This window comes from Pseudomonas sp. IzPS59 (assembly GCF_014863505.1).
Classification (GTDB): Bacteria; Pseudomonadota; Gammaproteobacteria; order Pseudomonadales; family Pseudomonadaceae; genus Aquipseudomonas; species Aquipseudomonas kribbensis.
The window spans coordinates 3,375,365-3,387,212 of record NZ_CP062251.1 but is presented as its reverse complement, the minus strand read 5'-3'; the positions used below and the strand labels follow the sequence as shown (position 1 = coordinate 3,387,212).

General features: G+C 58.1%; 16 protein-coding genes. 8 read left to right on the top strand and 8 right to left on the bottom strand.

The features are described 5' to 3' along the window. Positions 1-40 precede the first annotated feature (40 nt). From alkB to IF189_RS15115, 4 genes are all read right to left on the bottom strand, one after another. A complete protein-coding gene (alkB, locus tag IF189_RS15130) occupies positions 41-697 on the bottom strand; it encodes a DNA oxidative demethylase AlkB (protein ID WP_192551812.1) in 657 nt (218 codons plus the stop codon). Positions 698-702: 5 nt separating this feature from the next. Beyond that, on the bottom strand, positions 703-1,416 hold the full coding sequence (locus tag IF189_RS15125; RefSeq protein WP_413038505.1) for a 2OG-Fe(II) oxygenase: 714 nt from the start codon (positions 1,414-1,416) through the stop codon (positions 703-705). 92 nt (positions 1,417-1,508) lie between these two features. Beyond that, a complete protein-coding gene (locus IF189_RS15120) occupies positions 1,509-1,679 on the bottom strand; it encodes a hypothetical protein (RefSeq protein ID WP_192553621.1) in 171 nt (56 codons plus the stop codon). Between the two features lie 33 nt (positions 1,680-1,712). Next, complete coding sequence (locus IF189_RS15115; protein ID WP_007958929.1) at positions 1,713-2,015, bottom strand: DUF1883 domain-containing protein; 303 nt, start codon at positions 2,013-2,015, stop codon at positions 1,713-1,715. Positions 2,016-2,227: 212 nt separating this feature from the next. Here IF189_RS15115 and IF189_RS15110 point away from each other — a divergent pair, with 212 nt between their 5' ends. Together IF189_RS15110 and IF189_RS15105 are read left to right on the top strand one after the other, a co-directional pair. Further along, a complete protein-coding gene (locus tag IF189_RS15110) occupies positions 2,228-2,584 on the top strand; it encodes a hypothetical protein (protein ID WP_134827072.1) in 357 nt (118 codons plus the stop codon). A 72-nt stretch (positions 2,585-2,656) separates the two neighbouring features. Continuing rightward, positions 2,657-2,887 carry a hypothetical protein gene (locus IF189_RS15105; protein WP_085710032.1) on the top strand — a complete coding sequence of 77 codons (231 nt, stop codon included), beginning with the start codon at positions 2,657-2,659 and terminating at the stop codon, positions 2,885-2,887. A 3-nt stretch (positions 2,888-2,890) separates the two neighbouring features. Here the strand turns inward: IF189_RS15105 and IF189_RS15100 are convergent, their stop codons facing one another. Together IF189_RS15100 and IF189_RS15095 are read right to left on the bottom strand one after the other, a co-directional pair. Further along, positions 2,891-3,187: a hypothetical protein gene (locus tag IF189_RS15100; protein WP_134827071.1), complete on the bottom strand. Its 297-nt coding sequence runs from the start codon at positions 3,185-3,187 to the stop codon at positions 2,891-2,893. Positions 3,188-3,326: 139 nt separating this feature from the next. After that, positions 3,327-3,515, bottom strand: a complete 189-nt coding sequence (locus IF189_RS15095) for a hypothetical protein (protein ID WP_085710030.1) — start codon at positions 3,513-3,515, stop codon at positions 3,327-3,329. A gap of 248 nt (positions 3,516-3,763) precedes the next feature. On the opposite strand from IF189_RS15095, the gene galU reads away from it, so the two are divergent. Then, the gene (galU, locus tag IF189_RS15090) at positions 3,764-4,603 is read left to right on the top strand and encodes a UTP--glucose-1-phosphate uridylyltransferase GalU (RefSeq protein ID WP_085710029.1); all 840 of its coding nucleotides are present in this window, start codon (positions 3,764-3,766) and stop codon (positions 4,601-4,603) included. Positions 4,604-4,732: 129 nt separating this feature from the next. After that, complete coding sequence (gorA, locus tag IF189_RS15085) at positions 4,733-6,091, top strand: glutathione-disulfide reductase (protein WP_192551811.1); 1,359 nt, start codon at positions 4,733-4,735, stop codon at positions 6,089-6,091. Here the strand turns inward: gorA and IF189_RS15080 are convergent. After that, positions 6,088-7,092, bottom strand: coding sequence for a DNA-binding protein (locus IF189_RS15080; RefSeq protein ID WP_192551810.1), 1,005 nt, complete (start codon positions 7,090-7,092; stop codon positions 6,088-6,090). The two genes, gorA and IF189_RS15080, sit on opposite strands and share 4 nt — an antisense overlap. Positions 7,093-7,269: 177 nt before the next feature. On the opposite strand from IF189_RS15080, the gene IF189_RS15075 reads away from it, so the two are divergent. From IF189_RS15075 to ahpF, 3 genes are all read left to right on the top strand, one after another. Then, positions 7,270-8,208: a site-specific integrase gene (locus IF189_RS15075; protein ID WP_192551809.1), complete on the top strand. Its 939-nt coding sequence runs from the start codon at positions 7,270-7,272 to the stop codon at positions 8,206-8,208. A gap of 136 nt (positions 8,209-8,344) precedes the next feature. Next, on the top strand, positions 8,345-8,908 hold the full coding sequence (gene ahpC / locus IF189_RS15070) for an alkyl hydroperoxide reductase subunit C (RefSeq protein WP_003224621.1): 564 nt from the start codon (positions 8,345-8,347) through the stop codon (positions 8,906-8,908). A 128-nt stretch (positions 8,909-9,036) separates the two neighbouring features. Further along, positions 9,037-10,599: an alkyl hydroperoxide reductase subunit F gene (ahpF, locus tag IF189_RS15065; RefSeq protein ID WP_134827066.1), complete on the top strand. Its 1,563-nt coding sequence runs from the start codon at positions 9,037-9,039 to the stop codon at positions 10,597-10,599. A 60-nt stretch (positions 10,600-10,659) separates the two neighbouring features. Here the strand turns inward: ahpF and gloA are convergent, their stop codons facing one another. Continuing rightward, positions 10,660-11,181: a lactoylglutathione lyase gene (gene gloA, locus IF189_RS15060; protein ID WP_065260490.1), complete on the bottom strand. Its 522-nt coding sequence runs from the start codon at positions 11,179-11,181 to the stop codon at positions 10,660-10,662. Between the two features lie 142 nt (positions 11,182-11,323). Here gloA and IF189_RS15055 point away from each other — a divergent pair, with 142 nt between their 5' ends. Beyond that, on the top strand, positions 11,324-11,842 hold the full coding sequence (locus IF189_RS15055; RefSeq protein WP_134827065.1) for a DUF4946 domain-containing protein: 519 nt from the start codon (positions 11,324-11,326) through the stop codon (positions 11,840-11,842). The last annotated feature ends 6 nt before the right edge of the window (positions 11,843-11,848 follow it).

Sequence of the window (11,848 nt, the reverse complement as noted above, 5' to 3'; positions counted from 1 at the left end):
AACCGTAACACTCCGGCCCTTGCGGTCAAATTCCGTGAGGTTATCCAGCGGTGCGAAATGTCAGATTGAAACGCTGTTCGCCCAGCTGTGGATGCCGGCCGTGTTTGATCGGCAGGACGCCGTGATAGCGCAGCCGGTCGACGCCGCCCCAGATCACCATGTCGCCGTGCAACAGCGAAATGCGCTGACTCTTGTCGCTGCGGGCGAAGCCGCCGAACAGGAACATGGCGGGTAAGCCCAATGACAGGGACACGATAGGTGCGGCGTAGGAATGTTCGTCTTTGTCCTGATGCAAAGACATTTTCGCGCCGGGGACATAGCGGTTGATCAGGCAGGAATCCGGTGTGAAGTCGGAAAATCCGACTTGCTTCGCCGTTGCCTGGGCCAGCTCGCGAAAGACCTCAGGCATTTGTGGCCAGGGCTGGTGGCTGATTGGATCTTCGGCCGAGTAGCGGTAGCCGCTGCGATCGGTGATCCAGCCCAAAGCGCCGCAGCTGCTGGTGGCAACGGACATGCTGAAGCCTCCGGGCGTCATCATGTGCCGCAACGGGGCACGTTCGATGACCGATTCCAGCGCCGGCAGCAATTGCTCGATACGGGACAGGGCGAAGCCACGCAAGACCCACGATTGCTCTCCAATCTGCTCGGAGCGGGGTGGCTGCTCGGTGTCGGCGAAGAGGTCGAAATTGCTGTGCATGATGGTCAGGTTGCGTCGTGAAAGATGATGCCGAGAGTATGCCGTTTCCCGCTGTGCAGGCGACTCACGCCGTGGCGCATGGTGACCCGATAATCGCCGCGCACGCCTTTGACCGGGCGCTGGTTGACGGCAAAGATCAAGGCGTCACCTTTTCTCAGGTCCATCACCAGCGGGCGAGACTGCATTCTCGGACGTTGCTCGGTCAGGACGAATTCACCGCCGCTGAAATCTTCGCCAGGCTCTGACAGAAGAATCGCCACTTGCAGCGGAAAGATGTGTTCGCCGTACAAGTCCTGATGCAGACAGTTGTAGTCCTGTGGGCCGTATTGCAGCAAGAGCGGGGTAGGCCGCAGTTGACCGGCGGCGTGACAGCACGCCAGAAATTCGCTGTGCAGAGGTGGAAACCGTTCCGGCAATCCCATTCGTTCGTGCCAGCGGTTGGCCAGGGGAACAAGTCGTGGATAAAGCGCATTGCGCAGGCGCTCAACCACCGGAGGCAGCGGGTAGCGTAGATATTTGTATTCACCACGACCGAAGCCGTGGCGCGCCATGATCACCTGCGAACGGAACGGTTCGCTTTGCGGATAAAGCGCACTCAGGCGCTCGCAGGTTTCCGGGCGCAACAACGAGCGGATGACGGTACAGCCGTCCTGATCCAGCTGTTGCTCCATTGCGACCCAGTCGAGCCTGTCGAGGGGAGAGTCGGGTGACATCGGCATGCTGATTCCTTGGTGCTTGTCCAGGCGATCAGTCTAGGCAGCCCGCGACGCCGGAACACTCCGGCGCTTGCGGTCGAATTGTCACCCGTGTCTTACAAGGCCTTGCTGACGTTGATATCGCTGATCACGTCGCCGCTCTGGCCATGCAGGGCATCCAGCGCAGCCTTGGCTTCTTCCGGCGTGCCGTTTTCCAGCTGAGCGAATTCGAAGCGGCGCTCGCCGTTGAGTTTGTACTTGATGACGTATTTGGTCGTTTGAGCCACGGTCATGCTTACCTGATTGTATTGAGGGGGCGATCAGCTGAGTTTGGAGCTGGAACGACGGATGATCTTGATCGAGTGCGTCAGGGTCGGCTTGCGGGTCACGCTGATTGCGCGGCGGTTGACGGTGTCGATGGTGATGTTCCAGAAACCGGTACTCGGCGCTGTGATGCGGGCCGGAAAGGTGTCGAAGGCGCCGCCGTGGTAGGTGTGACGGCCGCCGTTCTTGAAGCTGCGGAAGTTGGCGTCGTTCATCAGACGGATGTTGCAGGTTTGCGAGCATTGGATGACGACGATGTCGTCTTCGTTGAGGTGCTCGCGCTGGTGAATAAATTTCATGGGCGCCTCCAGAAGGGCTTTTTCTACAAAATCAAAACGATAGCAAGGTCGATTGGCGGCAGTTTATCAGTCCGGACAGGTTATTATCCGGCCGTCGGGCGCTGCTTTGACAATTAAAAACAGTTATTCGCGATTCCATGTGCGTTAAATGCAATGAGCCTCGGAGAAAATTGGCATTCGTGCTGTCCGACGGTCTTTATAGGAGATTCTGTATGAAGTGGGGTGTGGTCATTGTGCCGTTGGCATTGGCGATGGGTGGTTGCGCAAGCGTTTCGGAGATTAACGAGACGTTGCCGACCATGAACGTCATTTCCGGCAAGAAGCCCCACGAATATGCGCAGTGCCTGGCTGACCAGCTGGCGCAAAGCCGCGGGGCCTTGCAAATGGAGCCGCACAAGGACGGGGTTCGGGTGATCGTGCCGGGGAAATTGTCATCCGGCCCGGCGGCTGTGTTTGACATCGAGGATCGCTCCGGCGGCAGCAGTATCAAGTTGCATGAGCGCATGTCCAATGTGCCGATACGTCCTCGGGATGTACGCAATGCCGCCACGGTGTGCATTTCCGGCTGATAAACTGTCAGTCATCGGTATTGATGCCGTCCAGGCCACGCCTGGGCGGCATTGTCATTTCTGGAGATGTGCATGAAGCGGGAGCAGGTGCGCGAGCGCCATAAAGAAGGGCTGATTGCGGCCACGCATGTGATTCAGAACCCGGCGAATCCGGGTGAGTGGATCGTGTTTTTCAAGAAAAGCGCCGGGCGCAGTTATTTTCTGGTGGATGAAAACGACGAAGTCGAATCGTTTGGCCGTCTGGACGACCTGATTGAGGTCGTTCGCGGGCTGGGGATCAAGTTCGCCGAAATCCACATGTAGAACCTACTTGCAGACCACCACGACGCTGCGAGTCTTGTAATTGCCGACGTCGACGCCCAGTGTCTTGTCGCTTTCCTTCGGCGCAGGCGTACCTTCCGTTCCAACGATGCGATAGCCGGTTCCGGCGCAGGAGGCATCGGCCTTTTCATAGCAACTGGCCCAGGAGTTCGCCTCGCCGGAGCAGTCGATGCTCAAGCCTTGTTCGCCATTGTTCAGATAAGTCGTTTCGGAAGTGGCGCAGCCGGCCAGGGCCAGAAGCGCAATCAGTGGCAGCATGCGGTGCAGGGTACGGATGTTCATGGCGATGTCGTCTTCGGAAGGAGAGGGCTAGACGCTATGACAGCGCCGGTGTGAAAAGGTTATAGCGATTGGCCACATCTTTGTGTGCGGGCCAAAAAAAGCCCTGCGCAGTGGCAGGGCCGGGATTTGTGGTCGCCGATCAGTCTTGATCCTTGCCGCGACGCTTCGGTGCAGGAGGCGTGTAATCAAGCACCGCGGCCACTTCAACCGCCATCGCTTCAGTGGGCAATGGACCGGATACATCTTCACCGTTGGCGGCGGTGATATGCCACTGGCCATCTTTTGCCTTGGCGACGGTGTACCCGTTGATGATTTTTGCTGCGGACATCCTAGCGGCCTCGTTGGCTGGTTCAAAGGCGTCATGATAACGGCAAACGGGCGAGCGGGCGCGGGTCGATGCGGTGCTCCTGAATATTTGGGCTACGCTGAATGCGCAGCTTCTGCGTGCGGATTGAACTATCCGCGAGAATATTTCTCTATGTTGACATCGGTTAGCCAGTGCGGGGCATTGTAAGGTGCACGCCGCCTGATTAGACTGCGCCGAAACTCGTACACACAGCCCTTTCAAGGACTTATATGATCAAGAAATGCTTGTTCCCAGCAGCCGGTTACGGTACTCGCTTCCTTCCAGCGACTAAGGCCATGCCCAAAGAAATGCTGCCGGTGGTAAACAAGCCACTGATCCAGTACGGCGTCGAAGAAGCTCTGGATGCTGGTCTGACTGAGATCTCCATCGTGACCGGCCGTGGCAAGCGCGCCCTGGAAGACCACTTCGACATCAGCTATGAGCTGGAAAACCAGATCAAGGGCACCGACAAAGAGAAATATCTGGTCGGTATCCGCAAGCTGTTGGACGAGTGCTCGTTCTCCTACACCCGTCAGACTGAAATGAAAGGCCTGGGTCACGCGATCCTGACCGGTCGTCCGCTGATCGGTGATGAACCGTTCGCCGTGGTCCTGGCGGACGACCTGTGCGTCAACCTCGAAGGTGACGGCGTACTGACCCAGATGGTCAAGCTGTACAAGCAGTTCCGCTGCTCGATCATTGCCATTCAGGAAGTCGATCCGGCAGAAACCAGCAAGTACGGCGTCATTGCCGGCGAGATGATCCGCGACGACATCTACCGCGTACACAGCATGGTCGAGAAGCCAAAGCCGGAAGACGCACCGTCGAACCTGGCGATCATCGGTCGTTACATCCTGACCCCGGACATCTTCGACCTGATCGAACAGACCGAGCCAGGCAAGGGTGGTGAAATCCAGATCACCGACGCCCTGATGAAGCAGGCCCAGAACGGCTGCGTGATGGCCTACAAGTTCAAGGGCAAGCGTTTCGACTGCGGTGGTGCCGAGGGTTACATCGAGGCGACCAACTTCTGCTTCGAAAACTTCTACAAGACTGGCAAGGCCTACTGATAGCGCTTTACCTGTCTGTAAGAAAAAGCCACCTTCGGGTGGCTTTTTCATTTTCCGCCCCTATATCGGCAGGAGTGCTTGCCCAAAGGACGACGGCGGGTATGCTGATCGCCTGCCGAGGAGAAAGAAATGGCCTACGATTTTGACCTTTATGTGATTGGTGCCGGTTCCGGCGGTGTGCGGGCTGCACGTTTCGCTGCCGGATTCGGTGCGAAAGTGGCGGTGGCCGAGAGCCGTTATCTGGGTGGCACCTGCGTCAATGTCGGCTGCGTGCCGAAGAAGCTGTTGGTGTACGGCGCGCATTTCGCCGAAGACTTCGAGCAGTCGTCCGGTTTTGGCTGGAACCTGGGCGAAGCGGATTTCGATTGGGCGACCCTGATCGCCAACAAGGATCGCGAGATCAATCGCCTCAACGGTATTTATCGCAATCTGCTGGTCAACAGTGGCGTGACCCTGCACGAAGCGCACGCGAAAATCGTTGGTCCGCACGAAGTTGAGGTCAACGGCGAGCGCTACACCGCGAAAAACATTCTGATCGCCACGGGCGGCTGGCCGCAGATTCCGGAAATCCCGGGGCATGAGCATGCCATCAGCTCCAATCAGGCGTTTTTCCTGAAAGAGCTTCCGAAGCGCGTCCTGGTCGTCGGTGGCGGATACATCGCCGTCGAATTTGCCGGCATCTTCCACGGTCTCGGTGCAGATACCTCGTTGCTGTATCGCGGTGATCTGTTCCTGCGCGGCTTCGACGGTTCGGTGCGCAAACATCTGCAGGAAGAGCTGACCAAGCGCGGCATGAATCTGCAGTTCAATGCCGATATCGAGCGGATCGACAAACAAGCCGATGGCAGCCTCAAGGCTACTCTCAAGGATGGTCGCGTTCTGGAAGCAGATTGCGTGTTCTACGCCACTGGCCGGCGCCCGATGCTGGACAATCTCGGCCTGGAAAATACCGAAGTGCAGCTCGACGACAAAGGTTTCATCAAGGTCGACGAGCAATACCAGACCACCGAGCCGTCAATTCTTGCGCTGGGTGATGTCATCGGTCGCGTTCAGCTGACGCCGGTGGCGCTGGCTGAAGGCATGGCGGTGGCGCGACGTCTGTTCAAGCCGGAGCAATACCGACCGGTGGATTACAAGATGATCCCGACAGCGGTATTCAGTCTGCCGAACATCGGCACTGTCGGTTTGACCGAAGAAGAAGCGCGTGAAGCGGGGCACGATGTGGTGATCTTCGAAAGTCGCTTCCGTCCGATGAAGCTGACCCTGACCGAATGCCAGGAGCGCACGCTGATGAAATTGGTGGTCGATGGCAAAACCGACAAGGTGCTGGGCTGCCACATGGTCGGGCCGGATGCCGGCGAGATAGTGCAAGGCCTGGCAATTGCCCTGAAGGCTGGCGCCACCAAGCGTGACTTCGACGACACCATCGGGGTGCACCCGACGGCGGCCGAAGAGTTTGTCACCATGCGTACGCCGGTCGGCGCTTAATCGTCCTCTGAAGTTTTTGCGTCTGGCGCTGCCGCAACGGTGGTGGCCAGGCGCAAGCTTTCCCGAGTCTGAGCCAGTTGCTTTTCCAGTGACTGGTTGAGCTGCGACTGCTCATCGACGCTCTGCTTGAGTGTCTGACTTTCCAGCAGTGCCACGCGCAAGCGTTCCTGGAGGAGGGTGCGCTCGCTGTCGACGCGCGTCGCTTGCTCCAGCAGTTGATCCTGACGCTGATTGCTGTGCTTGAGCTGATCCTGCAGCAGGCTCAGTTCACGCAGCGTGCCACGGTTCTCGGTCAGCAGACGTTCGTTGTCACGGTGTAATTGAGTGATTTCGTCCTGGCGCACCAGCGCACTTTGCTGCGCCTGACGCAACTCCATCTGCAATTGTTGAACCTGACTTTCGTGACGGCTCTGTTCCTGTTCGCGCTGCTCCTTGACGGCATTGCGGTAGTGTTCAAGCGCATCTCGAGCATGTAGGTGCTTTTCTTCCAGCGAGCGGATCTGCTCGTCCTTGTCCTGCAAGCGCAATTCGAAATCTGCCAGCGCCTGATTCAGGCCGGCATTGCGTGTCTGTTCGGTTTGCAGCATCGAGCGTGTATCGCTCAAGGCTTCGGATTCTTTCGCTAGCGCTGCCCCCTGGATGTCGTGCTTCTTCTCCAGTTGCGCATGGTCCTGGCGCAGCTGATTCAGCTCCGCTTCCAGTGCCTGGCGTTGTTGCTCGTACTGTTCGCGAGCCTGATCGATCGGTTCCTGCGCCTGTTCTTTCAGACGTTGTGCCAGGCGTGTGACAAGCGCCAGGAGCTCGTCATCGATGGGTTCTGCCGAAGGGTCCGCCGGCTGGCTGCCGTCATCCAGCTCCTTCAGATAGCGATGAATCGTGGTTTTTGATCCGGTATTTCCCAGCTCGATGCGTACTGCGTCGATGCTCGGGTGTTCGCCACGGGCGAGGATCGCTGCGCGCGCGATCTGGACTACTGCTTTGTTAACGCCGCCACGGGCCATATGTGCTCCTACGATTACGTACTGTGGTACATGCCACCAAAGTACGCAGTGTACCATGCTGAAAATAAAGTTAAATGTTTCAAGATGAACGGGCGGGATATACTGGTATTACCCCGTGTGAAGCGCCAGAATCCGCTTTTCAATCTTCAAATCAGTACATCTGCGAGAAATCAGCCCATGAGCGATATCGATCGCTATCTGCAAGCCGCCACCCGTGACAACACTCGCCGCAGCTATCGTGCGGCCGTCGAGCATTTCGAAACGGTCTGGGGCGGTTTCCTGCCCGCGACGGCTGACAGCGTCGCGCGGTATCTGGTGGCTCATGCGGGCGTGCTGTCGGTCAACACGCTGAAGTTGCGCTTGTCGGCGCTCGCGCAGTGGCATAACAGTCAGGGGTTCGCCGATCCGACCAAGACGCCGGTGGTGCGCAAAGTCTTCAAGGGCATCCGTGCGCTGCATCCCGCGCAGGAGAAACAGGCTGAGCCGTTACAGCTACAAGATCTTGAGCAGACGGTGGCCTGGCTTGAGCAGGAAATGAAAGAGGCCCGAGAAAAACAGGACCGGCCGTTGCTACTCAGAGCCTGCCGGGATCGAGCGCTGATTCTTCTGGGGTTCTGGCGGGGCTTTCGCAGTGATGAGTTGTGCCGGGTGCAGATCGAGCATGTTCAGGCCCACGCTGGTAGCAGCATCACCCTGTACCTGCCGCGCAGCAAGGGCGACCGGGAAAACCTCGGTCAGACCTATCAGGCCCCGGCGTTGCTGAAGCTGTGTCCGGTGCAGGCCTACATCGACTGGATCACCGAAGCGGCGCTCGTACGCGGCCCGGTGTTTCGCGGTGTCGATCGCTGGGGCAACCTGAGCGAGGAGGGCTTGCACGCCAACAGCGTGATTCCGCTGCTGCGACAGGCCCTGGAGCGCGCCGGGATCTCCGCCGAGCGCTACACCAGCCACTCGTTGCGGCGCGGCTTTGCCACCTGGGCCCATCAAAGTGGCTGGGATCTCAAGTCACTGATGAGTTATGTGGGCTGGAAGGATATGAAGTCCGCCATGCGCTATGTTGAAGCGAGCCCCTTTCACGGGATGGCCCGGATTACGGATAAGCCGTTGTCGTCGTAGATATCGTTTTCTTCTATTAATACAGTCAGCTAATAGCGAAAACAAATCAGCAGCATCAGGTTTGCCAATGAGCCATCCGTCGAGTGAGTGGGTAGGATTCACCCATCGAATTCACAACCCTGACGGAGAGTCATCAATGCCTATCATCAACAGCCAAGTAAAACCGTTCAAAGCTACCGCGTTCAAAAACGGCGACTTCGTACAAGTCTCGGACGCTGACCTGAAAGGCAAATGGTCCGTAGTGTTCTTCTACCCAGCCGACTTCACCTTCGTTTGCCCAACCGAGCTGGAAGACCTGGCCGACAACTACGCTGCTTTCCAGAAACTGGGCGTAGAAATCTACAGCGTTTCGACCGACACCCACTTTGCCCACGCTGCCTGGCACAACACTTCGCCAGCCATCGGCAAAATCGAATACACCATGATCGGCGACCCGACCCACGTAATCTCCCGCAACTTCGACGTGCTGATCGAAGAAGCTGGCCTGGCGGATCGTGGCACCTTCGTGATCAACCCTGAAGGCCAGATCAAAATCGTTGAACTGAACGATGGCGGCGTTGGCCGTGACGCTTCCGAGCTGCTGCGCAAGATCAAGGCTGCTCAGTACGTTGCTGCTCACCCAGGCGAAGTTTGCCCAGCCAAATGGAAAGAAGGCGAGGCCACTCTGGCTCCGTCCCTGGACCTGGTCGGCAAGATCTAAGTCTGTGACACGCAACGCAGGGCGGAACTCCGCACCTACTTAAGTAAGCTGCACCGCCCAATAGAAAAGCCCGGGCGAGATTCGCTCGGGCTTTTTTTCGCCTCAAATAAAGTCAGGAGATCGCCCGTATGTTGGACGCCAATCTTAAAGCCCAGTTGAAATCGTACCTGGAACGGGTCACCCAGCCGATCGAGATCGTTGCTTCACTCGACGACGGTGCGAAATCCCGTGAAATGCTCGACCTGCTGAAAGACGTTGCCAGTCTTTCGCACCAGATTACCTTGAGCGACAGCGGCGACGATGCACGCAAACCGTCGTTCTCGATCAACCGCCCGGGTGCCGACATCAGCCTGCGTTTCGCCGGCATCCCGATGGGCCATGAATTCACTTCGCTGGTGCTGGCCCTGCTGCAAGTCGGTGGCCACCCTTCGAAGGCCAGTGTCGAAGTGATCGAACAGATCCGCTCGCTCAAGGGTGAGTTCAGCTTCGAGACTTACTTCTCGCTGTCCTGCCAGAACTGCCCGGACGTAGTCCAGGCGTTGAACCTGATGGCCGTGCTGAACCCGAACATCCGCCACGTCGCCATCGACGGCGCGCTGTTCCAGAACGAAGTCAACGATCGCAAGATCATGGCTGTGCCAAGCATCTACCTCAATGGTGAAAACTTCGGTCAGGGCCGCATGGGCCTGGAAGAAATCCTCGCCAAACTCGACACCGGCGCCATCGAGCGTCAGGCCGAGAAAATCAGCGCCAAGCAAGCCTTTGATGTATTGGTGGTCGGCGGTGGCCCGGCCGGTGCTTCGGCAGCTATTTATGCAGCACGTAAAGGCATTCGCACTGGCGTTGCGGCTGAGCGTTTTGGCGGTCAGGTGCTGGACACCATGGCCATCGAAAACTTCATTTCCGTGCAGGAAACCGAAGGCCCGAAACTGGCGACCGCGCTGGAAGAACACGTCAAGCAATACGACGTGGACATCATGAATCTGCAACGCGCCGACAAGCTGATCCCGGGCAAGAACGGCGAGCTGCATGAAGTCCACTTCGCCAGCGGCGCGACCCTAAGGGCCAAGAGCGTGATTCTGGCGACCGGCGCACGGTGGCGAGAAATGAACGTGCCGGGCGAGCAGGAATACCGCAACAAGGGCGTGGCTTACTGCCCGCACTGCGACGGCCCGCTGTTCAAGGGCAAGCGTGTGGCGGTGATTGGCGGCGGTAACTCCGGTGTCGAGGCGGCCATCGACCTGGCCGGCATCGTGTCCCACGTAACCTTGCTTGAGTTCGACGTACAACTGCGTGCTGACGCGGTGCTGCAACGCAAGCTGCACAGCCTGCCGAACGTCACCGTGATCACCAGTGCGTTGACCACTGAAGTCACTGGCGATGGCCAAAAGGTCAACGGCCTGCGTTACAAGGATCGCAACACTGACGAACTGCGCACGGTCGAGCTGGAAGGGATCTTCGTGCAGATCGGTCTGCTGCCCAACACCGACTGGCTCAAAGGCACCATCGAGCTGTCGCCGCGTGGCGAGATCATCGTCGACAACCGGGGTGAGACTTCGATTCCGGGTATCTTCGCGGCCGGCGACGTGACCACCGTGCCGTACAAGCAGATCGTGATTGCGGTGGGCGAGGGCGCCAAGGCTTCTCTCAGCGCTTTCGATCACCTGATCCGTACTTCGGCCCCAGCGTAAATCCCGGACCGAAAAAAGAAAAACCCCATTAGCGATGATGGGGTTTTTTCTTTTCAGCGTTTACAGCGGCGCCGGCTGAATGATCTCGACCCAGTAGCCATCCGGGTCCTTGATGAACGCCAGGCTCTTCATGCGGCCATCGGTCAGGCGCTTCTGGAAGTCGCAGCCCAGTTCTTCAAAGCGTGCGCAAGCAGCAACGATGTCCGGCACCGAAATGCAGATGTGGCCGAAACCGCGCGGGTCGGTGTTGCCGTTGTGGTAGGCGAAATCAGCGTCGTTTTCGGTGCCGTGGTTGTGGGTCAGTTCCAGGATGCCGGGAATCGACTTCATCCACTCGGTGCGCGCAGCGGCATCGGCCGGGATCTGCGATTTGTCGACCAGGGCGAGGAAGTACAGGCTGAATTCCGCTTCCGGGAAATCACGCTTCTCTACCAGCGAGAAACCCAGCACGCGGGTGTAGAAATCCAGCGACTTGGTGATGTCCTTGACGCGCAGCATGGTGTGGTTGAACACGAAGTTGCGGGTTGCGCTGTCCGGGGTGGCGGTGACGCCAGGGAAGGTGTTCAGTTCTTGCAGGCTCATGGGCCCTCCGTAACAAATTGGGGCGAGTGAATGGGCGCAATGATACGCATGCCTTGCGGCATCGCCAAACCGAAAGCGCGGGCTTGCCCTGCAAGCGGGCGAGCCTCAGACTTTACGGCTCAATCCGCGAGTGCCTCTGGTAATGATCCGACCGTTCAAATCGCTGTTCGTTTTCTTCGGCTTGTCCCTCATCGCTGCTTCGGCCTGCGCTGATGCGCCGAGCATTACCTGGCCAGCGGGCTGGCAAGTCGAAGCGCTGCCCGAAACCACGCCGGAAGTTTCCCGTCAGCGGGCGGTGAAGACCGATGCCGATGGCAATCAGGTGATGGTGATGGAGTTGACGATGACGCGTGTGGAAACGGGTCATCAGGTCAATCTGCAAGGCGTGCTGCTGGAGATGCGCAAGTCGGTGCAGAAGGACTTTTTCCAGGGCGGTTATCAGAGTGTCTGTAACAAGGTTCATTCGAGCACACTTGGCTCACTCGCGGCGCTCGAGACCACTTGTACAGTCACCGAAAATGGCCGTCATGTGCTGTCACAAACATTGGTTGCTGCAGTAGAGGCAGACAAGGCCTATGTACTTTCGTATGCCGGGCAAGCCGAGGTTTACAAGGCTAGCGCTGATGAAATAGTGGCGGCGAGAAACAGCTTGAAATTTTAGTCAGCT